Origin of the sequence: Marinagarivorans cellulosilyticus, assembly GCF_021655555.1 — a bacterium.
GTDB lineage: Bacteria > Pseudomonadota > Gammaproteobacteria > Pseudomonadales > Cellvibrionaceae > Marinagarivorans > Marinagarivorans cellulosilyticus.
This window is the reverse complement of record NZ_AP023086.1, coordinates 5,020,294-5,046,678: the sequence shown is the minus strand read 5'-3', so window position 1 is coordinate 5,046,678 and position 26,385 is coordinate 5,020,294. Positions and strand designations below refer to the sequence as shown.

The following is a 26,385-nucleotide window of genomic DNA, read 5'->3' as shown; positions in this document are numbered from 1 at the left end:
GCCTTACGTATTGTGCCACTGCCAGCTGTAATTATGACAATAGCCATTCACCACTCCCAAGCCAAAAGTTTTGTTAACCGCGCGTTGGCGTGGTATGCCGTAAATGGCCGCAAGCATTTGCCTTGGCAGCAGGATATATCGCCTTACAAAGTTTGGTTGTCTGAAATAATGTTACAGCAAACGCAGGTTGATACGGTTATCCCTTATTTCGAGCGCTTTATTGGCCACTACCCGAATGTGCAAGCGCTAGCGGCGGCACCTATTGATCACGTATTGCACTTGTGGACTGGCTTGGGCTACTACGCACGGGCGCGCAATTTACACAAAGCCGCTAATGCCGTTTGCCAAAACTTTGCAGGCGAATTCCCCAGCACTGTGGATGAGCTAACAACACTGCCGGGCATTGGTCGCTCTACAGCTGGTGCCATAGTCAGCTTGGCTTTCCAAAAGCCGGCGGCTATTTTGGATGGTAATGTGAAGCGTGTGCTGGCGCGACATTACGCGATTGAAGGCTGGCCGGGGCAAACGGCCACTGCGAATGCATTATGGGCCATAGCCGAAGCGCTGGCGCCAAAAAAGGCGAGCAAGCAAGATAACCGCGCATACACTCAAGTGATGATGGATTTAGGTGCAACCATTTGCACCCGCAGCAAACCTAAATGTACCCAATGCCCACTAGCGACAAGCTGCCAAGCTTATAAAGACAATAGCTGGGCCAGTTACCCTGGTAAAAAGCCCAAAAAGACACTGCCTGTAAAGCATACCTATATGTTGCTGTTGCAAAGCGATAACCTCACGCTACTAGAGGAGCGCCCAAGTTCAGGTATTTGGGGGGGGCTTTGGAGTTTGCCGGAATTCGATGATATCGACACATTGCCCAAACGCATTAAGCAGCGCTGGCCGAAGGCGAAGCTGCAGGGGGCGGCCGTAGTTCACCCCACTGTGCGCCACACCTTTAGCCATTATCATCTGGATATTACCCCTGTTGCACAAAGCCTAAAGCCGCTAAACCTTGTTCAAGAGGCCGCGGCTACTTACACTGCGCCGCTAGAGCAACGCGCCGAGCTTTGGTATAACCCAAGCCAACCGGCCAGTGTTGGCCTTGCCGCACCAGTGAAGAAATTATTGGGTAAGATAAAGGCGTAATTTGTGCCTGTAAAATAGATAAGTGCCCGTTTTAACCAGTGGCAATAATACGAGTGGATAACTCTGTGACGAATACCATTAACTCTACAAAGCCCCTAGCGCCTCCGCTTAATCGTGGGGATAAGAACCTAAATCCAGCAGGCATCTCTTTATTTTCGCTGCTAAAGGAAGATTACAACACTCACGAGCGCAGCCTTATAGAGTTGGGTTTGTGGGCAATTTGGACTCACCGATTTGGCAATTGGCGAATGGGGATTCGTAGTCGAATTTTGCGTATTCCCTTTTCAATTCTTTATAAAGTTTGCTACCACTGGATCAATTGGTTTTGGGGTATAAAGCTAGACTACACGGTAAAAGTTGGGCGCCGTGTGCGTATATGGCACCATGGCGGCATGATTTTAGGGGCTCGCGAGATTGGTAACGATGTTCACTTGCGCCAAAACACCACCATTGGCCTTGCTGATCGCAAAGATCTAAACGCTAAGCCGATCATTGGTAACGCGGTAGAAATAGGTACCGGCGCCGTTATTGTCGGCAATATTACCATTGGCGATGGCGCGATGATTGGGGCAAATGCTGTTGTTACAAAAGATGTTGCACCCTATACCGTAGTAGGGGGCGTACCGGCTAAAGTTATCAAGACCTTGCAGCCGCCCCAGTCTTCTGAATCCGCCGATCAGCACACTCAAAACTAAAGAGTACTCATGACGAACTCAGCCGTAGAATCCGCCATTATTACAGTGACTTACAATTGCGAAGACTTTATCGAAGACTTCCTCGCCTCTGTGAAAGATCAGCTAACGCCAAAGTCACAGGCACATTTAATTATTGTTGATAATTTATCGAGTGATAATACTGTTGGGGCGGTCAAAAAATACATAGAAGATAACAGCTTATCGGCGCAAATTACCCTGTTGCCGCAAACTAAAAATTTAGGTTTTGGCGCTGGGTGTAATGCGGGTGTTGCAGCGGCGAAAAGCCTTAACCCTAAATACTATTGGTTCCTCAACCCAGATACCCTAGTTTTCCCTGAAACGCGGCCTAAGCTTGTTGAATTCCTAGAGCAGAACAGCCGTGCAGGTTTTGTGTGTAGTCAGCTGGAGGATAAATCTGGAAACCCTAGGTCCAGTGGTTTTCGCTTTCCGAGCGCCGTTAGTGAGCTGTGTGCCAGTTTGCGCTTAGGGGTTGTGGATCGCATATTCGCGAATGGAAAAATTGCTATACCCGTCCAAACCGAGCCGCACCAAGCCGATTGGCTGACAGGCGCATCTTTTCTGGTCACGGCGCAGGCATTTGACCGGCTAAATGGTTTTGATGAAACCTTTTTCCTCTACTTCGAGGAGGTGGACTTGTGTTTTCGAGCCAACCAAAACAACATCGAACGTTGGGTTAACCCCGCTAGTAAAATTTATCATATTGCCGGTGCATCTACCGGTATTAGTAGTGGCAAAAAAGCCATTAAGCGTCGACCGCAGTACTGGTTTAATTCAAGGCGGCACTACTACATCAAAAATCATGGCTACCTTTATTTTGCGCTGACAGACCTTATCACTGTTATCGGCCTTTCTATTTTCAAACTAAGGGCTGCCATACAGCGCAAAGAAAGCAACGATCCACCGCACCTGCTGTTGGATTACGCGCGTAACAGCTTGTTTCTTAGCCCCAAAGGCAAACAGTAGTCATATCAGGCGGCAACAGCTTGCTCGCCGCCTTGTCAGCCCCTTATTTGGTATTTCACATGACCCGCACCGTATTCTGCAAAAAGTACCAGCAAGACCTTCCAGGCCTAGATTTGGCCCCGCTACCGGGCGCCAAAGGGCAAGATATCTACGATAATGTATCGGCCCAAGCTTGGCAGGAGTGGCTAGCCCACCAAACGCGGTTAATCAACGAAAAGCACCTAAGCTTGTTCGACGCCAGCAGCCGCAAATACCTTGGCGAGCAAATGGAAAAGTTCTTTACTGGCGCAGAGTTAGATGTCATCGAGGGCTATGTGCCGGAATCTAAGTCGACGGTTACAGATACTCCTAAAAGTAATTAAAAACCCTAAAAAGTTGCTTGACTCCACTAAGAGATACAGGTTTAATACGCGCCTCTTTCGGGGCAACCCCGAAACGCCCGGTTAGCTCAGTCGGTAGAGCAGGGGATTGAAAATCCCCGTGTCCGTGGTTCGATTCCGCGACCGGGCACCATTATTCTAAAAGCCCCAACAGAAGTGTTGGGGCTTTTTTTGTGCCTTTCGTTATCAGCCCATGTAAGCCTTCGCGCAATCCTTAATAACCCAAGAGCGCAACTGAAATAGTTTTTACTTTTGGCTTTAAAGTAAGCTTATGCATCAATAACTTTTAAGGATATATCAAGTGCGTCGTCATACAGTTGTTTTTTTATGCTTTTTATTGTTTTCCTCTTTCGGCTTTTCCGGTGAAGAGGCGGCCGAGAATGCTCGAGTCCTTTTTAAACCGCCGAGTTTTTTAGCTGGTGCAGCATTCGCCAAGGTCGAGAGTGAGTGCTCAATGTTAGAAGAGCTTCAGGCTTCACTCGTTAGCTCTGCAAACGATTTTGGTCTTGAGATTGAGTTTTTAGGTGAAAAAGCAAACACTACTACTGGTCGATTTGTACAGGTTGATCTTGTTGAAGTTAACGGGAATGTGTGGCGGTTTGGTGCGCTTAGGCCGCACTCAAATGCGAAGTACCGAGTTTCTATCTTTGATAATGGTCAATTGGTTCGTTCGGATGAGCGTGCTCTTAATTCGTCGGTTGCAATAGGCACATGTGCACGACTTGAAAAAATATCTAAAGCTTTCGGTCGTCCAATCATGAAATGGGTATTTCTGAATATCAGGGGGGATGATGTAGCTTTCTCCTCTTCAGCAATACTTGAAAGTAATGATGCAATGGCGATAAGAGAAGTTGCGAGAAAGCTCTACAATAATGCTGATTTCAACGAGTCTTTACTGGATGCTGCTGCGCAAAAGATATGGTCTGAAAAAAATACTAAAGATAAGTTGATGACCGATGCTTTAGCGTGGTTATGTAAATATATAGGTGCCAGTAAAAACCCACGCTATCGTTCTTTTCTTGAATCTCTCGAAGCAAGTCTAAAGCGTGGAAAGTTAAAAAAATATGCTAAGTCTGCTTTGAAAAATTTACCTGATGTAACCCCTAGTGTGGAGCCATATGTTGTGAACAACGAAGTGGCTGAAAAGCCAAAGCAGGATTAAGCGCGCTAAACTTATCCATAATAAAGTTATTGGGGCCATAGTTTGGGGCGCGCCCCTCAAAGCGGCTTGCCTTATCCCCCTCAGCTCCTATGAGATAATCCATCTCATAGGCAATATATTCGAATGTAAGAGGTAAAAAACTATAAAATTGCAATTCTTTAGCGGCTTTTAGCTTAGAGGGTAAGCCACGTATCAAAATATATAGGCTAAAAGTCAGTCGTAGAGAGTAGCTCTTATTTACCTAGGCTCTATCTCACTCAAATGCTTACCTACTGCCAACCAAGCAGAAAACAATCCTAAAAATGTGCTCGCGGCCAATAGCGAAAAATTATCCATAAACGTTAAACCTTTTAACACAAAGCCACTTTGATAAGCGGCGGCTAGGCTGGCGACGGAGCCGGCGAGGGATTGATGGCCGAGGGATACTAGTAGCACCGCTAATGTGCCGCCAAAAAAACCGTACCAAGCACCGGTATATAAAAACGGCCGGCGTACAAAGCCGTTAGTGCCGCCTACTAATTTCACAATAATTATTTCGTCGCGGCGGTTTTCGATGGCTAGGCGAATACTGTTGCCTAACGCTAATAAAACCCCCAAACCTAACAAACTGGCAAGAATGGTGACGATTTTTTTGCCCAGTACCATAATTTCGCGCAAGCGGCGTACCCAGTCCATATCCATATCAACGGATTCGACCAAGCTATTTTTGCGAATGGAATCGCCCAGTGCGGCCAATAAAGCGGGCGAGCTGGCGGCGGCCGTGGGGGTTACGACTAATGTTGGTGGTAGCGGGTTTTGTTCTAGCATATCAAGTGCATTACCAAAGCCGGCCATATCTTGGAAGCCGGCCAGTGCTTCGGCTGGTGAAATATATTCAACGCTTTTAATATCGGTGCGCTGCGTCAATTCTTTTTCTAAGCCTTTAATGGCAGCTTCGCGAGCACGCAAATGTAAGTAAACCGAAATTTTAGGGTTGGCATCCCAGCTGTCGCCCAAGGTTTGTACATTGTTAATGGCAATAAATAACGTTGTGGGTAGGGCCAGGGCAATGGCTACCACGAGCGATGTCATAATGGTTTGTAATGGCATGCCGAGCAGGCGCATTAAGCTTGTTTTAGCAGAAATTACATGATGTTGCCGCCACGATTTAAATTTTTGCCCTGCTGAATTTTGGCTGTGTACGGCACCGCGCGAAGGTGCGGCCTCGGGTTTTAGTGTGGCCGATTTATGGTTGGCATTTTTAGTTGCGCTGGGTTTTATTTTACGGCTCACCACACGACTCCATCATGAATTAATTGCCCACCTTCAAGCGTAAGCACGCGGCGATGCATGCGTTTAATTAATTCCACATCGTGGCTTGCAATCATCACGGTTACGCCGACTTCGCTAAACTGGCGAAACAGCTCCATAATTTCGGCGCTTAGTTCGGGGTCCAAATTACCTGTTGGCTCATCGGCCAATAACAGTGGGGGTTTATTCACTACGGCGCGGGCAATGCCTACGCGCTGTTGTTCGCCGCCAGAAAGCGAAACAGGGTAAGCGGTTTCTTTATTTAATAAGCCCACTTTGTCGAGCGATGCCCTTACGCGGCGCGCTACTTCGCGGTGGTGAATGCCGCAAATTTGCAGCGGTAAAGCGACGTTATCAAACACCGTACGATCAAATAATAATTGATGGTTTTGGAAAACGACGCCAACCTGCCGGCGGTGGTAAGGAATGTGGCTTTTGCCTAAGCGCCCCAGGTTACGCCCGCCGATCATCACCTGCCCGCTGGTCGGTTTTTCCATCAACATGATTAGCTTCATCAGGGTGCTTTTACCGGCCCCTGAGTGCCCGGTTAAAAAAACAATTTCTTGTTCTTCTACCGTAAAGCTAACTTTATTGAGCGCCTCTTGCCCTGTGGCGTAGCGCTTACAAACATCGTGAAATTCGATCATACGGAGCGGTGTTCCTTACGGTGTTTACTCTCAAGCAGCAAAAACAGCTACCCCATTAAGCATCGCCCCCAGGGCGATTAAATAGGGCATCGACAAAGGCTTTTGCCCTAAAGGGTTGTAAGTCTTCGATGGCTTCGCCTACACCAATAAAGCGTACTGGTAGGCCAAATTTTTGGCTGAGCGCAAAAATAACGCCGCCCTTAGCGGTGCCGTCTAATTTTGTGAGTGCTAGGCCGGTAACGCCTGCCACCTTTTGAAAGTGCTCGGCTTGGCTCACCGCGTTTTGGCCTGTGCCGGCATCCAGTACGAGTAAAACTTCGTGTGGTGCGGTAGCATCGCTTTTGCCGATAACGCGTTTCACTTTTGCAAGCTCATCCATTAAATGGCCTTTATTGTGAAGGCGCCCAGCGGTATCGCAAATTACAACGTCCAGTTGCTTGGCAGAGGCAGAGGCTACCGCGTCGTATATAACGCTCGCGCTATCGGCGCCGGTATGTTGCGCGACTACGTGAATATCGTTGCGCTCGCCCCACACTTGGAGTTGTTCCACCGCAGCGGCGCGAAAGGTATCGCCGGCCGCTAGCATTACGCTTTTGCCTTCTTGGCGCAGTTGATAGGCCAGCTTGCCGATGGTTGTTGTTTTGCCTACACCATTAACACCGACCACTAAAATCACGTAAGGCTTTTTGGCAGTATCGATCACCAGCGGTTGTTCTACGGGCTTAACCATATCGAGCAGCTTGGCTTGCAGGGCTTCGTATAGGGCTTCGGAGTCGGCCAGCTGATTGCGCTCGACGCTATCGGTGAGTTGGTCAATAATTTCGGTGGTAGCATCAACACCTACATCGGCGACTAGCAGTTGGGTTTCTAGTTCTTCGAGCAGCTCATCATCAATAACCTTTTTACCAAGTAATAGGTTGCCCAAGCCTTCGGCGAATTGGCTGCTGGTACGCGATAGCCCGCTTTTAAAGCGAGCAAACCAGCCTTTAGGTTTGGGTTTGTCTACCGACTGGGCTAGGTTGGCGGGCTTTTCGGGTTCGGCTGTTGCGTTTTCTGGCTCTGTTGACTCGTCTAATGGGGCTTCTTCGGCGGCGCTGCGATTAAAAAAGCCAAAAATGCCTTTTTTCTCGCCGGTGTCTTCTTCTTTGGCGGTATCGGGTTTGTCTTGGTTTTTGTTGCGATTAAAAAACATGGGCTATTAACTTCGAAAGCTGTGTTCAATAGAAAGGGGGCTAACACGCAATCAGGCAAAATCGCTCAAAAGGGCGGTGTCTGCTCAGGCGGTGCGAGCGCGTAAAATTTGGGCGTAATCGTACCACCTCCACCCCAGAATTAAGAGGCTCCCACGCACTTGCTGGCTAAAAAAATCATTCCTGGTGAAAAAAACAGCCAGCCGCTCAAAACTCCTCCTTTTGCTGCTGCATAATCGCTTTGCGTTTGTTAAATGCTGGGCTTCACTGCCTAATGCGGGCAGATGCTTATATACTGCACGGCTTTCCTTGGTTTCATCATTCATCCATACAAGAGTACTTTGTGACCTCGCGCAACCGACCTAAAGCCCACAAGCCGCAAGCCAACAGCCAAGTGGGCGCTACCAACGTTAAAATAATTGCTGGGCAATGGCGTGGCCGTGTATTGCGTTTCCCAGAAGTTGACGGCTTAAGGCCAACCGGTAACCGCATTCGCGAAACGGCGTTTAACTGGCTGATGCCGGTAGTACACGGCAGCCGCTGCCTAGATGCCTTTAGTGGCAGCGGTGCACTGGGGTTCGAGGCGCTATCGCGCGGGGCCGCCAGCGCGGTAATGTTGGAACCCAACCGCACGGCTAATCAGCATTTGCAGGACAATGCCAGTTTGCTGGGGGCCAGCCAGTGCAAAATTTTTGGCACTAAGGCCGAACAATGGCTGGCAATACCGGCTACCGAGCAATTTGATATTGTGTTTATCGACCCTCCATTTGCGCTTGATTTATGGCCCGATGTGCTGAATAAGCTTGAAGAAAATGGTTGGCTAAGTGCGGATGCTTGGATTTATATCGAAACACCTAAAGGTTATGCCCTTGGTACACCGGGCAGCTGGCAGCTACACCGCAGCAAGCAGGCGGGGCAAGTCACATTTGCGCTTTATCGGCGCGGCAATGCAATGCCTGCGAGCTAACAAAGCCTGACTCCCTTGCCTACAACCGTTACAATCCACTTTTTCGGCCGAGCCCTTCGCGCCACCCATCATTAATGGAGCACATCATGGCACAAGGCCGCCCCTCAATTGTTGTTTACCCCGGCACCTTCGACCCTATTACTAACGGCCATATCGACTTGGTGGGCCGCGCCAGTAAATTGTTTGATAAAGTGGTTATAGCCGTTGCGGCTAGCCCGCGCAAAAAGCCCTTATTCACCATGGACGAGCGGGTAGATTTGTGTCGACAAGTGCTGACTAAATACAACAATATTGAAGTGTGTGGTTTTGACTGCCTATTAACACAAGTGGTTAAAGAGCATGGTGCTTGTGGCGTGGTGCGTGGCATTCGCGCGGTATCGGATTTCGAATACGAATTCCAACTCGCCAACATGAACCGCGCCCTAGAACCAGAAATGGAAAGCCTATTTCTAACACCGGCGGAGCACCTATCGTTTATTTCTTCATCGCTAGTAAAAGAAATTGCCTCTTTAGATGGCGATGTGCATAAGTTTGTCGTGCCTGCAGTGGAAGAGGCGTTGCGAGGTAAGTTTAAAAAGTAAAGGCTTGCTGAGAAGTTGGGGTGACGGGCTTTTGTAATTATGCCGCTTAAGTTGTGTGCTGTCTTTTGTATTCAAAGCGATAGTGTGGGCAGTTTTCGCCCGGCATATTAAGCGCCGGGCGAAAGGTTTTATTTAATCAAGATACAAACCAATTAAAGCTCCGCTCCACTCGCGCTCTTTTGCGTTTTCTACGGTGTCTGGTTTTGATTTTGCTGCTTCTAAGAATGCTTTGCTTTGTGCGGTACCGAAGTCTCCAATAGCTTTTAGCGCCATTGCACGGTCTTGCCAAAGTTTACCATCGATTACGATGCCTTTAAGGTAATCAAATTGATCTACAGCTTTCAGAACACCCAGCGAAGAAATTGCAGCTAATCTTACGTATTCGTCTTCGCTTTTGCTGAACTCAACGAGTGCAGGAATGGCTGTTTTATTATTGCCAAAACCTAATGCATAAACTTTTTCGTAATTTGCATTTTGATCGCTGGCTGATTTTATACTGTTAACTAGAGTGGTTACATCGGCATCAGTAATTTTGTGCTGATATAAGTGTTGATTAATTTTGGCAGAAAACTCTTTGACTAAAAGTGATAAAGGTTCGTTGAGTGTGGGCTCAATGATTTCGTCAAAACTCCATACGGGCACTTTGCCGCGCTTAATAAAAACCACAATGCGCTCAGATCCATTATCTGTTTTTAAATCTGCACTGAGGTGCGTCATGGTAACAAAAGGGGAATAAGCGCTAGAGCGGTGATTTTTCATAAATAGTTTGTTAATGCTAACAGCCATTTTCTCGCGGTTATCGTCAAATTTAATACCGCGGCTTTCAAGCTCTGCATAGGTAAATTTTTCTAGGTAGCTCACTGGGTCAATGGGAGTGTCTTCAAACAGTAACCCAGCTTTAAGAATACCGGAACTAAAAATTTTATCTGATTCTGCGCGCTTATCTTCTAAAGCTATACCGGCTTCTTTGCCTTCGTTAAAACTCATATATTGAATTTCAGACGCAGCAGGTGCTGACACTTTATACGTAGAGGGTGCGCAGCACTGTTAGTGCAGCAACACCAAGGCTTGTGAGTAAGAGAGTTCGAATTTGATTTTTTAGTGTATACATTGAGGTTCCTAATTATTAACGATTCGTCCGTACGTGATGCAATTTAAAATAATCACGCGGGCGAATCTTGCACTTCCGAGTTGAATTTGTCACTGCAAAACTCTTTTATTGTTGAGTGTTGCTCATTTTTGATGCATGGGCTTTGGGTACAGGGCGAATATTTACTGCCCCACTAAATCCAAATAAATCGCTTCTACCATTAAGCAGTGGTTAATTAAATCTTGCTGGCTGCCGCCTTCGCTAATGTAGTTCAAACCGTAGGGCCAGAAGTGGGTGCCGTCAGAGTTGATGACGTCTGTATTGTCGCCGGTAATTTCTCGTATTTTGGCAGTGGCGTTTTGGCCTTGGAATATGCCGTCGACAACCAAGTTTCTAAAGGTATTTGAACCACCTGCACCAAAAGTGTGGGCGATTTCATGCATGGCAGTAACCGGGTGCATTGATGCGCGTGAGCCAAAGCGAATATTGCCATTAGTACTGCCATCGGCGGTTTGCACGCTAGGGTTATATTGCACGCTGAGGTGGCGGCTTAAATTGCTATAGCAATTGTAATTTTTAACCGCTTCGTCCATTGCCGCAGTAATTAAGTTGTAGGCTTCTTGTTGGTCTGCGCTGGGGTTGGCCTCGCGGCTTAGTGTATAACTAACGTTACCGGCGGCAATGCAGCCTTCAGCAACCGGGGGTCGTTCGACTGTAGGGGATAATTTAATATTATCGATTTGAATGGTGACGTTTTGCTCTTGGTTAAACCAATCGGGCTGAATCACAAAGGCATGGTTAACTTGGGTAATATCTAAGCCGGTGGCGCGCAATTGGCTAACAGGGTAGCGGTGTGTTTGCCATTCGAAAGACGCGCTATTGGCAATGGGCATTTCGGCGCTGCTACACGGGTGGATGCATTCCATTTTTACAATAAAGCCCGCGGCATTACTGGGTTGTTCGTGGTACACCATGCGCATATCGAATGTGAGCTCACCATTGGCGTAATCAGTTAAATCAGCGCCTTGGGTAGCGGCTATGCCGGGCATTGCTAAACCGAACCAACCTCTAACCGCTTTTGTATTGTCTGGGTCGTTAGCGTTCCAGCTAATTTCTATTGCTTGGTTGTGTTCGGCATCGCCTGTATCCACGGATTGCCATTGCACGTGGTAATCGCCTTGGCCATCTTGGTGGAAAAACGGGCCAGTGGCGGGGCCAGATTCATAAGACACCCAAGCGCCAAAACCCGGCGCTGTGCACTCTTCAAATATCATGTCTTCGCTGATGTTGGCATTGCAGGGCTGAACGCTAATGCTGACTGTATCAACTAGCCCATTAACTGTTGCCTCAAGGGTGAGGGTTTCGGTGGTAGTTATATCTGGGGTGATTAATACGGCTTGTACTCCATTTTGCTGCAGCCAGCTTACACTGGGGCCAGCTACTTGATGCCATTGCACCTCGCTATCTTCATTGGTTTGGGCGGTTAACCGCACAAGCTGGCTATTGCTCGCTGTGATATCAGCGCCAGCGTTTAGAAATGCACTGGGCGCGCTTGAGCTTTGTACTTGTTGGCTGCTTATGCTTGATACCACTGCGCTAGAGGAGCTAGCGGCCATGCTGCTGGACCGTGGTGTATCGCTGCCGGTGCAGGCGGTTAATAGTAGTACGGAGCAGCAAAGCGAAAACAAGGCGGGACGGCGAAAAGGTAGCATGGGGAAGACTCTAAGCAGTTTTCTCTTAGCATACAGGGAGGCTTGCGGTTGGGGGTGTGGGCTTGCAGCAAGAAGTGCGGACAAATTCGCGATTTAGACTAATAGCGCTTGCGGGTTCGGACTCTCATAACTACTGACCCCGCCAGCACATGCCGCTACAATAGCGCCTTTCTCCACTTCCTACGGACTTCTCAATGCTGAATAAAACGCCGCTGGCAGAGCTGCACCCTACGATGGGTGGCAAAATGGTTGATTTTGGGGGCTGGTGGATGCCGGTCAACTATGGATCGCAAATCGAAGAGCACAACGCTGTGCGTACTGATGCCGGCATGTTTGATGTATCACACATGACGGTGGTTGATGTACACGGCGAGCAGGCGCAGGAGTTTTTACGTTACTTATTGGCGAATGATGTCGCGAAGTTAACCGAGCAAGGCAAGGCGCTGTATACCGGTATGCTCAATGAAACCGGCGGCGTGATCGATGATTTAATTGTGTACCTGATGCCCTTGGGCTATCGCTTAGTGGTTAACTGCGCTACCCGTGAAAAAGACCTAGCATGGATTAATCAGCAAGCGCAAAAATACGCTGTGCAAGTGATCGAGCGCCCAGAGCTAGCAATGGTGGCCGTACAAGGGCCGCAAGCGCGGCAAAAAGTGAGTGAAGTGCTGGCGCCAGATGCCGAGGCTTTGCAAGCTTTGGGCGTTTTTTACGGGGTTGCATTAAGTGGCGAGCGCAGCGAATGGTTTGCCGCGCGTACAGGTTATACCGGCGAAGATGGCTTCGAGATTATGGTTCCTGCCGATCAAGTCTGCGATTTTTGGCAGCAGTTAGCCGATGTCGGGGTAAAACCTTGTGGTTTGGGCGCGCGTGATACTTTGCGGTTAGAGGCAGGCATGAACCTTTACGGCCACGAAATGAACGACGATACCTCGCCGCTGGTTGCCAATATGGGCTGGACCATTGCGTGGGAGCCAAGCAGCCGCGACTTTGTTGGCCGCAACGTTATAGAGCAGGAAAAAGCCGAGGGTATAAAATTCAAGCTAGTGGGCTTAGTAATGCGCAGCCGAGGTGTATTGCGCGATGGTTACGAAGTGGTTGTACCGCATTCGGACATAACAGGTGTTATTACCAGCGGAACATTCTCGCCTAGCTTGGGTGTCTCTATTGCTATTGCGCGGGTGCCTGTGGGGGAGCTTACAGCGGCCGAAGTGCTTATCCGCGGTAAAAGCGTACCGGTGGAAGTTGTTAAGCCGAATTTTGTTCGCCACGGTAAAGCATTGGTGTAATGCGTGTTGCGCTGGGCCACTGGTTTAAGCCCGCACTAACACATACAATGTCGCCCAATAATTTTGATCAATTGTGAGGATAACCCCATGAGCGAAGTTCGCGCGGAATTGAAATACCTAGAGAGCCATGAGTGGGCTCGCGTAGAAGCAGACGGCACTGTAACCGTTGGCATTACAGATCACGCGCAAGCCGCGCTGGGCGATGTTGTGTTTGTTGAGGTGCCTGAAGTGGGCGCTGAAGTTACCGCAGGCTCTGAGGCGGGCGTTGTTGAATCTGTGAAGGCCGCAAGCGATATTTATTCACCCATCAGTGGTGAAGTGATTGCTGTTAACGCCGCTTTAGAAGATGCCCCGGAAACTGTTAATGGCTCGCCTTATGACGACGGCTGGTTTTTTAAGGTGCAGCCCACCGAATTAGAAGAGCTAGACAACGCGTTGGATGCCGAAGCTTACCAAGAGGCTATTGGCGAGTAAGACCTGCTTTTTAGCCAGAACCTTTCTACCAGAACCTTTCTAAAAGGAGCGCCCATTGGGCGCTCCTTTTTTTATGCCTGCAGGTTCAAAGGTTTTTTACATTTTGTAAGCTTTACAAAATGCCTGCTGTTTTATTGTAGCTATTGCCGCGCGATTTAATGCTTATACGGTTTTTAGGGCTTTTTAGCCGGTGGCACGGGAAATGCACCAACGCTATGGATAATACGGAATAAATTAATTCAAAGGCATAGCGGTAATACGCATGAATAAACTTTCCCAGCACGACAGCGATAAAGTCATCCTTATAGCGTTAGGGTTAGCCATGCTATTGGCCGTGGTATTGTTAACGGAATGGGTAATGGCTGGCGATAGCTTAGCATTAGATAAAATGCTGTTGTTGGCGATGCGCGATGCTAACGATTTATCGTCCCCGATTGGACCTGTGTGGTTAGAAGAGTGCGCGCGTGATATTACGGCGCTAGGTGGTGTGCCGCTTTTAAGTGTGTTAACGCTTTTTGTATTGTCATATTTATGGATGGGCGGCGATTACCGTGCTATGGCGTTTATTGCGTTAGTGGCTATTGGTGGTTTGTTATTAAGTTTTGGTTTAAAGCATATTATTGCGCGCCCGCGTCCCGATTTAGTATCGCACGGTACACAAGTTTATTCCCTGAGTTTCCCCAGCGCTCACGCCATGATGTCGGCAGCTATTTATTATGCTGTGGCGCTATTGGCCAGAGCCTCTATTGCACTAAAGCGACGCCGTATTAATGCGGTGTTGTCCTTAAGTATCGTTATTATTTTAATTGGATTTAGCCGTGTTTATTTGGGCGTGCATTGGCCTACCGATGTATTGGCTGGTTGGATTCTTGGTGTGCTGTGGGTTCAGGTATCGTTATTGGCTGTAAAGGGCGCCTCTAAAAATGCACTTTTTCCGCGATAGCTGCGTCAGCTCCGTCCTCGAGTCCTCATTTACATTAAGTAAATTGCGGCTCTCTGGGCGGTGCTTCCTTGCTCTCACAAAAAAATTACTATTTTTAGCGAAGCCCTAAAGTATTTGTCGACGCGCGAATTTTTTCATGGAGGAGTGATTGGTGCTCGACCGGTTTGGTTAATAAAAGGTAAGTCATGATAAAAGCAATTGCGAAAAAACACTGGGAAAAGCTTGCTAAATTAGGCTACGGGTCGCGCGGGTTAATGTACTTAATGATTGGTGGCTTGGCATTGATGGCCGCGTTGGGTTTAGGTGGGAAAACGACAAATAGCAAAGGCGCTATAGAAATATTATTGTCGCAACCTTTTGGCCAAATTTATTTGGCTGTATTAATTATAGGTTTAATGGGGTATGTCGGTTGGCGTGCATTTCAAGCTATTGCCGATACGGATAACCACGGAATGAATGTTAAAGCCTTGGCTATTCGAGCGGGGCTATTGGCAAGTGCAATCTCCCATACATTATTGACGATTTGGGCAATTAAGTTAATTTTAGGCGCATCGTCAAACGATAACAACAATCTAGGAGAATGGCTAAGCTCTGAGGAAAGCTTAGTTTTTTTGGCTGGGGTCGGCGTTATTTTATTAGCGGTTGGCACGGCGCATATTTTTAAAGGCTGGAAGGCACGCTTTGATAAGTACATGGATGTGCCCACTGCCCAGCGCATTTGGGTTATCCCTTTGTGCCGTATCGGCTTGCTCGCGAGAGGGGCCGCGTGGATTATTTTAGGCGTGTTATTTTTGCAATCTGCCTTGGCAACACAAAAAAACAATATGAAGGGTATAGACGACGTATTTACATTGCTTTCGCAAAACTATGCCGGCGCATGGCTTTTAAGTGCAATGGCGGTTGGTTTGTGCGCTTTTGGTTGTTATAGCGTATTGGAAGGCTTTTACCGACGAATACATGCTTAATGGTTTTAAATGTATGAGTAACGAATTTAAACACATTCTATTAATTATTAACCCTGCTAGCCGCAGTGGTAACTCGGCGGATATAGCACGTGGTGTTTCGCGCTTAGAGCAAGCCGGTATCAAGGTCACTGAAGTTGTTTCTGTCAGTATGGAAAAAAGCTGTGAAGCTATTTTTTTATACCATACGTCCGTAGATCTAATCATTTTAGCGGGGGGCGATGGTACGGTAAGTTCGGTCGCTAAATGTTTGCTCGAGACTAAATCGGCTTTTGCGATATTGCCTTTGGGTACGGCCAATGATTTGGCGCGCTCGCTGGATATCCCGACAGATATCGATGCGGCTTTTGAAACAATACTAACAGGCCGTTTGAAAGCTATTGATTTAGGTTGGGTAAATGGCAGTTATTTTTTTAATGTCGCCAATATTGGTTTAGGGGTTGATGTTACCCACGAATTAACCCCAGAAGTCAAAAAGAGTTGGGGCGTTTTGGGGTACTTAAAAGCACTTTTTTGTTCAGTTGTAAAAGCAAAGCACTTTCGGTTAAAACTTAAAGTTGATGGCAAAGAGCATAAAATAAAATCGATTCACCTTGGGGTAGGTAATGGCCGCTTTTATGGTGGTGGTAATATTGTTGACGAAGATTGCATGATTGATAATGGCGCGCTGAGTGTGTACAGCTTAAAACCGCAAAGCCTTCTCGATTTACTTTTACATGCGCCCTTACTTCGTTATGGCCAGCACGCCTCTAACCCGCAAACATTTATTTGTCGCGGTAAACGCATTGAGGTGGCAACGCATGGCGCTAAGGAAATACATGCCGATGGTGAATTTGTATCTTACACGCCAGCAACCTTTAAGGTGGTGCCTCAGGCACTATCGGTAATGGTGCCCTCATAAGTCAAGGGGAGGAGGTGACATGAATATTATTCGTAGTGATGCCGATGTTATTTTACATGATGTTTTTGTTGCGCTAGAGGAAAGCGTTGATCAATATTCCGATAGCGCTGAGTTTTTACGTGAGCATGAAGTTGCGAAAATATTTAAAGAATTATCGCTCGAGCGAGTGGCTTTGTTGAAAGCTCTGGCGGAAGCTATTCGTCGTACTGGCAACTTGCCGCCAGCGGCGGACGATGACAAAGAATCATTTCGCTTGGCTTTGCAGCATGTTTTCGCAAACCTTTCGGAAAATGCGGTGGCACAGGTGCTAGAGCAATGCCTACAGCAAGAGCGCGAATTAAAAGCCACTTACAAGCAGCTTTTAACCATTGAAAACGCGCAAAGTGACTCGCGACTTTTTAAGGCAATTTATAAGAGTCACCGCTTTGCACGCTTGTATTTAAGTTTGCTGTGCGAACAATACCGTAAAGTTGAGGTTTAACATTTACTGCTTTGGTTCTATCTATTGTTTTTAACTATGCCTTTAAGTGCTTACCAAGTAAAGCGTAAGCCAATAAGCGGAATGGATTCGCCTGCCTCAATTACATCCTTACCTGTGCGTTCATTAAATTCTGAAGAGCTTGGGTTTTCTGCGCCTAATGCATTAATCACGTCTAAAAAGGCAATCACGTTAAGGCGGCCGAATGCGCGTTGATAATCCACCCGAAAATTCAGTGCATTAAAACTATCGTAGCGTTCGGTATTCGTCGCTGTAATTTCTTTACTGTAGCGGTAGGGGTTGCCGTCGCCGAGTACATTTTCGTGAATAATAAAACTATCGGTAGCTTTACCAGAGGCCCATTTCCATCTTCCTGATAATTTCCAGCGACTATTAATTTCCCACACGCCACCGATACTAGCAGCATGTGGCCGGCTAAAATCGGCATCGTAGAAGTCGGCATCTGCTTGGTCTTTTACTTGTGCATGGTTATAAGAATAGGTAAAGCTGGCGGACCAACCTTTAGAAAAGTGTCGGCTAATGGCTGTATCTACACCGTAAGACTCGCCTTGGCCGGTATTGGCGAGAGTTTGATTCACGCCATCTTGTGTCGTAATAAGCTTGGACAAGTCTTGGTAATAGGTTTCGATAAAAACATCCATGTTTTCGTTAAGGTTGTATTGCAGGCCCAAGCTAACTTGGTCGACAATTTCGTTTTCTAAATGGCTATTGCTAGCATCGCTGGCGCGGTCGCTAAAGCGCGGTGCTTGGTAGTAGCGGCCAGCCGTCATGGTAACCCGTGTTTTCGCACCGGCGTGCCAAGTGCTGGCAAGGCGCGGTGACCATAAGTTTTGGTCTGAAAAGTTATCTTTGTCGAAGCGGGCTCCGGCTCGCCAGTCGACACTCCCCCAGCGCCATTCTTGGTCGGCGTAAAGTGCATATTGTGTTGCTTTGTTTTGGTAGAGGTTGTCGACGGCTTCTGGCGTTAATTCGATGTATTGCTGGTTTGGGTCTGGGCGATAGTCATTTTGATCGAAGCTGTAGCGTATCCAGTTATCGTCCAGCGACAAGCCAAAATCGAGGTCAAGCTGGCTAACGCGGGCACCAGTGGTGAGGCGCCCTAGGGCGTTGTCGGTAGCAAAATCGAGGCGAAAACCAAGTTCGGTTTCGTCACGGTGAGACGTAATGATATTGGCGCGCTGTGGAATCTCGCTAGCGGCAGTGCCTTCGGGTACAAGGTCGGGATAAGCCTCGCCGGAGGTCGAGTTTTCGGCGTAGTTGCGGTAGTAAACTTGGCTAGTCAGTTCAGCAGTGCTGCCCACTAGGCGTGACCAAGTGGCAGCCAGCAGTGTGTTATTGGATTCGCTATCGACAATTTCGACATCTTCGTAATTACCTGGGTCATCTTCGTCTGAGGCTAATACGTTATCGATATCGCGCTGATATTCCTCTGGTGCGTGGATGATTAAAAAATTAAGGCTATCGTCATCGCCGAGCTGGGAATGCGTTTTGACAATAATATCGGTTAGCTTGGGGGTGCCGACATCCTCCATGCCGATGGTTTCAAACAAGCGGCCAAAGTTGAGTTGCCGTGCTGAAAACAAGATCGAGCTGCCATCTATTCCCATTGGCCCGTCGTACCCTACCTCTACCCCTGCAAGGTCTAGGCGAGTGGTGTACGAGGCGGTTTCGGGGTTACCTTGGGCAACTTCCAGTTCAAGTAATGAGCCAGCGCGGCCGCCGTATGCCGAGCTCCAGCCTCCGGGCTGGAATTTAGCGCTGTTAATAATATTAGGGGCAAAAATAGAATAGCGACCACCGCCTTCTATCTCCTCTTGCTCGCCAAAGCTATCGCTAAAATGCACAACATTGGCGAAGGGAATGCCGTCAACGGTAATGAGGTTATCGCGCGGGCCATTGCCGCGCACGCTATAGCTGGAATATTCGCCATCAGAGAATAACCCCGGTAGGCCGTCGAGTGCGCGCAGTACATCGCTACCACTGCCGGCTGCGCTGCGCAGGGCTTCGCGATTCATTTGGCTAGTACCGGCCGACTTAAGGTTGTCGCCGATAATGGCAGTACCCACTACAAGTACTTCTTCGATGCTATTTTTGTTGGCGATTAAGGGCAGCGTGATAGGTGTCGTTTTATTGTGGGTAATACGCACGATCGGCAAGCGCAAGGTTTGATAGCGCGGATCTTGTACTTCTAAAGAGTAAAGGCCCGCAGGCAAGCCTTCAAAGGCAGCTTCGCCGAGCGTGTTGGCAATAGCTATTTGCGGTTGGCCTTCGCGGGGGGCGAGGGTGACTTGGCTATTCTCGATTGGACGCTGAGTGGTGGCATCGCGCAGCTTTAGCAGCAATTTACCCGTTGCGGCCAAACTGGGGGGCGCGGCTAATGCGAGTAAAACCATCGCAAAGAAGTGAGTGCACACTGCGCATTTTAATCGTGTAAAACGGAATAACATGGTGATGTCCTCAACCTATTAATAAAAGGGAATGTTGATGTGGGCGGACTATACGTATTGCTTGGCGAGGATGAATCCTCGATTGTATTAACCCGCTAGATTTTGTATCAAAGGCCTTCATGCCGCGTTGTGGTAGGCCCTTGGCGGCTGGTGCCGTTGATGAAAATTAAGTGCTGTTTATGCAATGGCACTTGGTTTGTTGGGTAAAAAGCGAATAATGGGGCGCACATTTCACAGACGAGGAAAGGACAGTGCTGATTAATGGAACCGTGTTAGGCGTTGCTCCGATTCGCACCAGCTTACTGCTAACGTGCGGGTTATTGGCTGGGCTTTTTACTGTGATGAAGCCGGAAATCTCGGCGGGCTTAAATTGGGCGATGCGCTTCATATTTTGGGGGTTGCATATTGGGGTTGGCTTAGGCGCGATTTTACTGGCGAGTTATTTATTACGCGGTTGGTCCAAAACAGTATTGCCCGTTTTTTGGGGGGTGACATTAACCGGGGTTAACGGCGCGATAATTTCGGCGCCTTTGTATTTAGCGCTGGATGCACTGTTTCCTGCGGTGGCGGATGACGGTTGGTTGGATCAGTGGGCAGCTACAGGCTGGTGGCAAGGAGTATTGGTGGAGTTTATTGAGGTGCTGCCGGTGTTATTGTTGAGCTGGTATGCCGTGAATATTCCCTTATTCTTTAACAAGCCAAGGCTGCTAAATGGCGATGTGCCGCCAGATGACCCGAATGACCCAACAAGCGAGGAAAACGAGGAAAGCGAAAAAGCCGAGCAGCGCCGACAAGTGATTGAGGATTTATATAGCCGCCTGCCTGAAGTTATTGGCAGTGATGTGGTGGCGATATCCTCGGACTTACATTATCTGAATGTGCATACGTTGCTTGGCAAAGCATTAATTTTAGGCAGCCTAAAACATTATGTGGAGGCATTTGCGGAACAGGGCATATTGGTACACCGCTCCCACTGGGTAGCTAAAGCGCATGTAGAAAAAATCCACATAGCTGGTGATACGGCAACTTGTTTGATGGCGACTGGTTTACAGGTACCTATTAGCCGCAGTAAGCGTAAAGAGGTAAAAGAGTGTTTCGGTAGCGCGGCGCGGCAGCTAAAGCAAGAAAGACCTCTAAGTTTAGTGCGGCCCTAAGTGCGGCTTAGGTTTAGGACTGTGTTCCCAAGCCTAGCTCTTGGATATGTTCGATCATGCCTTCGTAGTCATAATCGGATAAGCCAATATGAATCAAAATGGCTTCTTTTACTTGGTCCCACTCATAATCGATGCTGCAGCCGCCGAGCGTTTTATGAAGGCCGCTAATGTGCTCTGCCATTTTTAAAATAGAAAGTAGGGTTTTAAGTTGGCTATTGCTAGAGTTTTCCATGAACTGCTGGGTGACGTGGTGATGCTCGTGGATGGCTTCCGATATATAAGGTGGTAAGTTCCAGCTTCGGCTCACGTAATAGCCGACAACCGCATGGTTTGTGTTGATGAGCTCGTTTTCGGTGTCGGTAATTAAGGTGTCTTCACGGTGATAGGCTTCTTGCAGCACGGTGGGGTAGTTATCGAATTTGCTGGCGAGCAAAGGGATGCCGCAGTTGTGGACTAACCCGAGCGTGTAGGCTTCGTCGGGGCTGTTGTAGCCGACTTGTTTGGCAACAACGGCGGCTGTCATGGCGACTTCCATGGCGGTATCCCAAAAAGCACCCAGCGCGATGATTTCTTCATCGGATAGCGCGCCTTTAATGGATTGCGCATTCACCAAGTTGACCACGCTGTTGATTCCCATCAGCGATACCGCTTGAGTTATTGAGGTGATCTTATTTGTGAGCTTAAAAAAAGGTGAGTTGACGGTTTTAAGTATTGCGCCCGAAAGTCCGACGTCTTGGCTGATCAGCGCAGCAATAGATTCGGCGGTGCATTTGGGTGAGCACTGCTCCATCTGCAAGTCGACCATAACCTGAGGCTGCGGCGGTATCGCAATACCTTGCAAAATGTGTTTAATTTGCTCTGGAGTCAGTTCTTGGCTCATGAAAAATCATCAACATCAGTATAGGGCGTAAAGGGAAACGCTAAGTCGCGCGAGTCCTTTTAAGAGTAGCTCACGGATTCCAACACGTAGTGAAATAGTGGCGCCGGATTACGGTTGTGGACGATTTTCGATGGTTTTTTTAAGTGCCAAAGCCATAGTAGCGAGCTTGGCTTCTATATCGCTGTCCGCTGGGCGCGGCAGGTTTTCGCCGGCTTGGTCTGCATTGGCGTATTGCGCACTCAGAACTTGTTGTAATTGCAAAATGGGTTCTGCGAGGTAGTTGATATCTAGTAGAGCAAGCCAGTGCGCCAATTGTTGCAATTGTGTTTGCCAGCGCTTGTTTCTGCGCTCTAGGTTCCAGGAGGGCTCGTTGTGAGTACCGTCGTTATAGGGGGCGCTTTTTAGCTCGAGCAATTGTTGGGTAAGCAAGTCGAGGGCGGCTTTTACATGTTGACTGTGTTGCTCCTCAATGCTGGCTTGGCTAATAGCATTAATGGCCGAGTTGCGGTCGCGGCGTGCCCAAGCGGCGTGTAGTTGGGTTAAATCTTCAACTAAGAGTTGTGCCTGTAGTTGAATGAGTTGGCGCCGCCGGTTATTGGCAAGCTCGTGGGTAGAGCTGTAGCCCATTCGCAGCTCGCTTTCGTTAAGCGATTGCGATTGCGTGAAATCGGAGCCAACCCTATTGTCGCCCGCTCCCCACAAAATCAAGCCGAGAGGGTATATGCCCAGGCTAGCATCCTGAACGTGGGTTAAGCCGTGTTGATGGCGTAAGTTTTCGGCATTAATAGCGGTATCAATATCGTAAATTAGCCCGGTTTTTCCATGTTGCTCGTTTTCATCGAGGTAGCCCAGTTGAGCGGGCCACACAGAAATAAAGTCGAATGCTTGGTTGATTTCTCGCCATTGCGCGTTGTGCGTCGCTCTACCGAGGGGGCCGATTAAAGCGAGTGCCTCTATGGCGTCGGCGGCCAATAGCCATTGCTGTTGCGAGGCTAGCAAATGCTCAGCGTCGGGCTCTTTGAGGAGTTGCTGTAGCTGTTGTTCCAGTGCTTGGGCTTGGCTAATTGCGTTGCTAATTTGTAATTGCTGGTTTTGCCAGAGCGTAATGGTTTGATTATGCGGTGCAACTAACGGTAAAGGTTGTGATGGTGAAGGGGTATCGGTTGTAGCGGAAGATACCGCAGGGCCGTCGCTGCCGCAGCCGATCAGGGCGCCGCCACACAGTGCTGCAAGCATTAACATTCTAAAGCGTCGGAGCAATGGCATAACAATCCTTGAGGGCGGCGGAGCTGAAGCTGTTTAGCGCAGGCTAATTATTGGCATGGCGTGTTTTTGTGCGTACTCGCTTAAGCGAGGGCAGGGGTCGACCGCAACAGGGTAAGTTACTAACTTTAGCAAAGGTAAGTCGTTTGCGGAGTCGCTGTAAAAATAACTGTCGGCTAATGATTCATTATGTTCACTCAACCATAGGTTTAAGCAACTAATTTTGCCCTCCTGAAAACACGGTGTGCCGGTATGCTTACCGGTATAGCGCCCGTCGATGACTTCTGGCTCGGTAGCGATTAAATGGCTAACCCCTAGGCGGCGAGCAATGGGGCCTGTCACAAAACGGTTTGTTGCAGTGATAATTACAATGGTGTGGCCTTCGCGGCGGTGTTTATTGAGCAGCTCTACACCCTTTGTCAGGATCATGGGTTCGACAATATCGGTCATAAACTCAGCTTGCAGTGCAAAGCGTTTGGCGGCCGAAAGAGTTGTTAATGGGCTAAGAGCGAACTTAATATAAGCGCTAATGTCCAGAGTACCCCGTTGATAATCGAGGTAAAACTGATCGTTGGCACGTTTAAAGTGTTCGCTGTCAACAACGTTTTTTTGGCACAGAAACTCTCCGAAAGCGTGGTCGCTGTCACCTTTTAATAGGGTGTTGTCGAGGTCGAACAGGGCAAGGGTCAAGAGGGCTCCTTAATATTAAGTATCTAGTTGTGTGCTGAACAATAAATGCATTGTTGCAACATTATGCAATAAAGCTGAATATAAGCTGAATCGCAAATTGCTGTATTCAGCTATATTGTGAAACAATAGCTCGATGATTATAACAACACCGTAAGGGGATCGCGTGATTGACGCCGAAGGCTTTCGCCCAAATGTGGGCATAATGCTAATGAATACCCAAGGCAAGCTGCTTTGGGCGCGGCGTATTGGTGGCCAGAATGCATGGCAATTCCCGCAAGGTGGTATTAAGTCGGATGAAACCCCTGAGCAGGCTTTATACCGTGAGCTTAAAGAAGAAGTAGGTTTAAGCCCTGAGCAAGTATCGGTAGTGGATGTTACTAGAGGTTGGTTGCGATACCGCTTGCCTAAGCGGTTTGTGCGACAACAGCAGCCGGTTTGTATTGGCCAAAAACAAAAGTGGTTTTTGCTGGAGTACAACGGTGCTGATAATGCCATAGATTTAAGCGGTGATGGCAATCCCGAGTTTGATACTTGGGAATGGGTGAGTTATTGGTACCCATTGAACCGCGTGGTCAACTTTAAGCGTGATGTATACCGCCGCGCTATGCGTGAGCTAGCGCCTGCCCACGCTAATTATGAAGAAGCTAGTTGGCGTGAGAGGCACGGTTAATGCTCACATCCCTGCGGAGTATTGTGCAAGAAGTTAATTCTGCGAGAGATTTACCCGCGGTATTGAGCATTATCGTCCAGCGTGTGAAAAAGACAATGGCGACGGAGGTGTGTTCTATCTACCTGCGTAACCGGCATGATAAGTATGTGCTTATGGCAACCGAGGGGCTAAACCCTGAAGCGGTTGGGCATGTTATTTTATCGCGCGGCCACGGTTTGGTTGGGCTTGTCGCTTCGCGCGAAGAGCCGGTTAACCTCGATCAAGCCGAAACTCATCCCAAATACGAATACTTTCCCGAAACCGGCGAAGAGCGCTATAGCGCCTTTTTAGGTGTGCCGATTATCCATCACCGCAAAGTGATGGGAGTATTGGTAGTACAGCAAATTAAAGGGCGCACCTTTGATGAAGGCGAAGAAGCCTTCTTGGTGACTATGTCGGCTCAGTTGGCTGGCGTTATTGCTCACGCCGAAGCTACCGGTGCGTTGGTGGATATCCATTCCGACCGCCTACCCACGGAAGCAAAATTCTCCGGCATTGCCGGCGCCCCTGGTGTTGCCATTGGTCGTGCGGTGGTGACTTCGCCACCGGCGGACTTGCGTGCCGTGCCTTATCGTAAGTGTGAAGACCCAGCCTTTGAGGTGACTTTCTTTCTTGAGTCCCTTACGCGGGTACGCGAAAACGTGCGCAAACTGGGTGATGAGCTGGGTAACCGAGTTAACAAAGAAGAGCGCCAGTTATTTGATGCATATGTTGGCATGCTCGATGATGCCTCTATGGGGGGGGAGGTGATGGAGCGCATTCGCGAGGGGGTGAGTGCTCAGTACGCTTGGAGTGAGGTAATCTTAGAGCACATCACTAACTTCCAAAGCATGAGTGACCCCTACCTGCGAGAGCGCGCCAGCGACGTACAAGATTTGGGTTGCCGCGTTTTAGCCGAGCTGCAACAAAGCAATCAAGAAGAGCGCGTTTTCCCCGAAAATACCATCCTAATCGGCGAAGAGCTTACGGCATCTATGCTGGCAGAAGTACCTGAAGGGCGCTTGGCCGGCATTGTTTCTGTGCGCGGCTCTAGCAACTCCCACGTGGCGATATTGGCGCGCTCTATCGGTATACCCACAGTGATGGGGGCGGTTGACCTACCGTTCACCAAGCTTGATGGCCGCGAAATGATTGTCGATGGTTATCACGGCAGCGTTTTTAGTGATCCATCGCGAAACCTGATGCATCACTATCAAGATATCGTCGACGAAGATTTACAAGTCGTGCGAATGCTCGAAAGCCTAAAGGATGAGGTTTGCGAGACGACGGACGGGCACAAACTCGAACTGTGGGTGAATACGGGCCTTGTAGCTGATGCCATGCTGTCTTTGGAGCGTGGTGCAGAGGGGGTGGGGCTGTACCGTACCGAAATCCCGTTTATGTTGCGCGACCGCTTCCCCTCAGAGGAGGAGCAGCGCCAAGTTTACCGCGAGCAACTCGAGGCGTTTTTCCCGCATCCCGTAACCATGCGCACGCTTGATATTGGTGGCGATAAGGCTTTGCCTTACTTTCCCATCGAGGAAGAAAACCCGTTTTTAGGCTGGCGCGGTATTCGCGTGACGCTGGATCATCCAGAAATTTTCTTGGTGCAAGTGCGCGCGATGTTAAAAGCCAGCGAAGGGCTGAATAACCTTCGCATATTATTGCCCATGATTTCCGCAATCCCCGAGTTAGAAATTGCACAAATGTTGATTGTGCGCGCCTACGAAGAGCTTATGGAAGAGGGTTATCTCATCGACATGCCGCCGATTGGCGTGATGATTGAAGTGCCTTCTGCTGTTTATCAGGCAAAAGAGTTAGCGGCTCGTAGCGACTTTTTATCGGTTGGGAGTAACGACTTAACGCAGTACATTTTAGCGGTCGATCGCAACAACACTCGGGTAGCGGATTTGTACCGTTCGCTGCACCCTGCGGTATTGCGGGCGCTAAAAGATGTTGTTGATGCCTCCCATAGCGAAGGCAAGCCGGTCAGTATTTGTGGCGAGCTGGCCGGAGATCCGACGGCAGCCTTGCTGTTAATGGCAATGGGTTTTGATGTGCTTTCGATGAGTGCAACCAACTTGCTGAAAGTGAAGTCGGTGATTCGCAGTATTAGCTTAACCGATGCGCGTGAACTGATGACCACGGTCTTGGCGCTTCCGGATACCGAGTCGGTCTACGCGACTATGGAAGCGGCTTTCAAGGAAGCCGGTTTAAGCCGGATGCTCAAGCCTGCGATTCCTGTTGAGCGCTGAGGGGCGTTCTTAACTCGCGCTTAACTCACTTTTTTCTCAATGTCTTATCCTCTATGATGCCTCATCTTTGTGCGCCTTCTGCAGGTACGATTTTGC

Annotated in this window: 24 protein-coding genes, 1 tRNA gene and 1 pseudogene; 17 read left to right on the top strand and 9 right to left on the bottom strand. The window is 48.6% G+C overall.

Annotated features, from left to right (window positions below):
* Positions 1 to 33 precede the first annotated feature (33 nt).
* The 6 genes and pseudogenes from mutY (at position 34) to MARGE09_RS20525 (ending at position 4,367) form a co-directional block, all read left to right on the top strand.
* Positions 34 to 1,146 carry an A/G-specific adenine glycosylase gene (mutY, locus tag MARGE09_RS20550; protein ID WP_236985021.1) on the top strand — a complete coding sequence of 371 codons (1,113 nt, stop codon included), beginning with the start codon at positions 34 to 36 and terminating at the stop codon, positions 1,144 to 1,146.
* A gap of 488 nt (positions 1,147 to 1,634) precedes the next feature.
* A pseudogene (locus MARGE09_RS21780) lies at positions 1,635 to 1,787 on the top strand (LbetaH domain-containing protein); the annotation flags it as partial.
* 63 nt (positions 1,788 to 1,850) lie between these two features.
* Entirely contained in the window at positions 1,851 to 2,825 is a 975-nt protein-coding gene (locus MARGE09_RS20540; RefSeq protein ID WP_236985020.1) for a glycosyltransferase family 2 protein, read from the top strand.
* 59 nt (positions 2,826 to 2,884) lie between these two features.
* The gene (locus MARGE09_RS20535; protein WP_236985019.1) at positions 2,885 to 3,187 is read left to right on the top strand and encodes an oxidative damage protection protein; all 303 of its coding nucleotides are present in this window, start codon (positions 2,885 to 2,887) and stop codon (positions 3,185 to 3,187) included.
* Between the two features lie 75 nt (positions 3,188 to 3,262).
* A tRNA-Phe gene (locus tag MARGE09_RS20530) sits at positions 3,263 to 3,338 on the top strand.
* A gap of 168 nt (positions 3,339 to 3,506) precedes the next feature.
* Positions 3,507 to 4,367, top strand: coding sequence for a hypothetical protein (locus tag MARGE09_RS20525; protein WP_236985017.1), 861 nt, complete (start codon positions 3,507 to 3,509; stop codon positions 4,365 to 4,367).
* Between the two features lie 237 nt (positions 4,368 to 4,604).
* On the opposite strand, the gene ftsX is transcribed toward MARGE09_RS20525, so the two are convergent.
* Genes ftsX through ftsY form a run of 3 tightly spaced genes read right to left on the bottom strand, consistent with a single transcriptional unit; the run spans position 4,605 to position 7,496 of the window.
* Positions 4,605 to 5,639 (bottom strand): permease-like cell division protein FtsX, encoded by a 1,035-nt coding sequence (gene ftsX / locus MARGE09_RS20520; RefSeq protein ID WP_236985015.1) that lies wholly within the window; start codon positions 5,637 to 5,639, stop codon positions 4,605 to 4,607.
* Positions 5,636 to 6,304 (bottom strand): cell division ATP-binding protein FtsE, encoded by a 669-nt coding sequence (gene ftsE, locus MARGE09_RS20515; protein WP_236985014.1) that lies wholly within the window; start codon positions 6,302 to 6,304, stop codon positions 5,636 to 5,638. The genes ftsX and ftsE overlap by 4 nt, the downstream gene beginning before the upstream one ends.
* A gap of 55 nt (positions 6,305 to 6,359) precedes the next feature.
* Positions 6,360 to 7,496, bottom strand: coding sequence for a signal recognition particle-docking protein FtsY (gene ftsY / locus MARGE09_RS20510; protein ID WP_236985012.1), 1,137 nt, complete (start codon positions 7,494 to 7,496; stop codon positions 6,360 to 6,362).
* 272 nt (positions 7,497 to 7,768) lie between these two features.
* Between ftsY and rsmD the strand changes: the two genes are divergently transcribed.
* Both rsmD and coaD read left to right on the top strand, forming a co-directional pair.
* A complete protein-coding gene (gene rsmD / locus MARGE09_RS20505; RefSeq protein ID WP_236985010.1) occupies positions 7,769 to 8,461 on the top strand; it encodes a 16S rRNA (guanine(966)-N(2))-methyltransferase RsmD in 693 nt (230 codons plus the stop codon).
* Positions 8,462 to 8,547: 86 nt separating this feature from the next.
* Entirely contained in the window at positions 8,548 to 9,042 is a 495-nt protein-coding gene (coaD, locus tag MARGE09_RS20500; protein WP_236985008.1) for a pantetheine-phosphate adenylyltransferase, read from the top strand.
* A gap of 132 nt (positions 9,043 to 9,174) precedes the next feature.
* Here the strand turns inward: coaD and MARGE09_RS20495 are convergent, their stop codons facing one another.
* Positions 9,175 to 10,029 carry a HEAT repeat domain-containing protein gene (locus tag MARGE09_RS20495; RefSeq protein ID WP_236985006.1) on the bottom strand — a complete coding sequence of 285 codons (855 nt, stop codon included), beginning with the start codon at positions 10,027 to 10,029 and terminating at the stop codon, positions 9,175 to 9,177.
* 285 nt (positions 10,030 to 10,314) lie between these two features.
* Positions 10,315 to 11,748, bottom strand: a complete 1,434-nt coding sequence (locus MARGE09_RS20490) for a putative glycoside hydrolase (protein ID WP_236985004.1) — start codon at positions 11,746 to 11,748, stop codon at positions 10,315 to 10,317.
* Positions 11,749 to 12,038: 290 nt separating this feature from the next.
* On the opposite strand from MARGE09_RS20490, the gene gcvT reads away from it, so the two are divergent.
* The 6 genes from gcvT to MARGE09_RS20460 all read left to right on the top strand — a co-directional run bounded on the left by gcvT (position 12,039) and on the right by MARGE09_RS20460 (position 16,894).
* Complete coding sequence (gcvT, locus tag MARGE09_RS20485; RefSeq protein ID WP_236985003.1) at positions 12,039 to 13,133, top strand: glycine cleavage system aminomethyltransferase GcvT; 1,095 nt, start codon at positions 12,039 to 12,041, stop codon at positions 13,131 to 13,133.
* Positions 13,134 to 13,220: 87 nt separating this feature from the next.
* The gene (gene gcvH, locus MARGE09_RS20480) at positions 13,221 to 13,607 is read left to right on the top strand and encodes a glycine cleavage system protein GcvH (RefSeq protein ID WP_236985002.1); all 387 of its coding nucleotides are present in this window, start codon (positions 13,221 to 13,223) and stop codon (positions 13,605 to 13,607) included.
* A 262-nt stretch (positions 13,608 to 13,869) separates the two neighbouring features.
* Positions 13,870 to 14,550: a phosphatase PAP2 family protein gene (locus tag MARGE09_RS20475; protein WP_236985000.1), complete on the top strand. Its 681-nt coding sequence runs from the start codon at positions 13,870 to 13,872 to the stop codon at positions 14,548 to 14,550.
* Between the two features lie 185 nt (positions 14,551 to 14,735).
* Positions 14,736 to 15,515 (top strand): DUF1206 domain-containing protein, encoded by a 780-nt coding sequence (locus MARGE09_RS20470; protein WP_236984999.1) that lies wholly within the window; start codon positions 14,736 to 14,738, stop codon positions 15,513 to 15,515.
* A gap of 13 nt (positions 15,516 to 15,528) precedes the next feature.
* Positions 15,529 to 16,413, top strand: coding sequence for a lipid kinase (locus MARGE09_RS20465; protein WP_236984997.1), 885 nt, complete (start codon positions 15,529 to 15,531; stop codon positions 16,411 to 16,413).
* A gap of 19 nt (positions 16,414 to 16,432) precedes the next feature.
* A complete protein-coding gene (locus tag MARGE09_RS20460; RefSeq protein WP_236984995.1) occupies positions 16,433 to 16,894 on the top strand; it encodes a hypothetical protein in 462 nt (153 codons plus the stop codon).
* A 50-nt stretch (positions 16,895 to 16,944) separates the two neighbouring features.
* Here MARGE09_RS20460 and MARGE09_RS20455 read toward each other — a convergent pair whose 3' ends face one another.
* Positions 16,945 to 19,359 (bottom strand): TonB-dependent receptor, encoded by a 2,415-nt coding sequence (locus MARGE09_RS20455; protein WP_236984994.1) that lies wholly within the window; start codon positions 19,357 to 19,359, stop codon positions 16,945 to 16,947.
* Positions 19,360 to 19,610: 251 nt separating this feature from the next.
* On the opposite strand from MARGE09_RS20455, the gene MARGE09_RS20450 reads away from it, so the two are divergent.
* Positions 19,611 to 20,513, top strand: a complete 903-nt coding sequence (locus tag MARGE09_RS20450; RefSeq protein ID WP_236984992.1) for a LytTR family DNA-binding domain-containing protein — start codon at positions 19,611 to 19,613, stop codon at positions 20,511 to 20,513.
* A 13-nt stretch (positions 20,514 to 20,526) separates the two neighbouring features.
* Here MARGE09_RS20450 and MARGE09_RS20445 read toward each other — a convergent pair whose 3' ends face one another.
* The 3 genes from MARGE09_RS20445 to MARGE09_RS20435 all read right to left on the bottom strand — a co-directional run bounded on the left by MARGE09_RS20445 (position 20,527) and on the right by MARGE09_RS20435 (position 23,346).
* Positions 20,527 to 21,393 (bottom strand): HDOD domain-containing protein, encoded by an 867-nt coding sequence (locus MARGE09_RS20445; protein WP_236984991.1) that lies wholly within the window; start codon positions 21,391 to 21,393, stop codon positions 20,527 to 20,529.
* Positions 21,394 to 21,501: 108 nt separating this feature from the next.
* Positions 21,502 to 22,659, bottom strand: coding sequence for an imelysin family protein (locus MARGE09_RS20440; RefSeq protein ID WP_236984989.1), 1,158 nt, complete (start codon positions 22,657 to 22,659; stop codon positions 21,502 to 21,504).
* Positions 22,660 to 22,692: 33 nt separating this feature from the next.
* Entirely contained in the window at positions 22,693 to 23,346 is a 654-nt protein-coding gene (locus MARGE09_RS20435) for a histidinol-phosphatase (protein ID WP_236984988.1), read from the bottom strand.
* Positions 23,347 to 23,509: 163 nt separating this feature from the next.
* Here MARGE09_RS20435 and MARGE09_RS20430 point away from each other — a divergent pair, with 163 nt between their 5' ends.
* Entirely contained in the window at positions 23,510 to 24,016 is a 507-nt protein-coding gene (locus MARGE09_RS20430; RefSeq protein WP_236984987.1) for an RNA pyrophosphohydrolase, read from the top strand.
* On the top strand, positions 24,016 to 26,289 hold the full coding sequence (ptsP, locus tag MARGE09_RS20425) for a phosphoenolpyruvate--protein phosphotransferase (RefSeq protein ID WP_236984986.1): 2,274 nt from the start codon (positions 24,016 to 24,018) through the stop codon (positions 26,287 to 26,289). The genes MARGE09_RS20430 and ptsP overlap by 1 nt, the downstream gene beginning before the upstream one ends.
* The last annotated feature ends 96 nt before the right edge of the window (positions 26,290 to 26,385 follow it).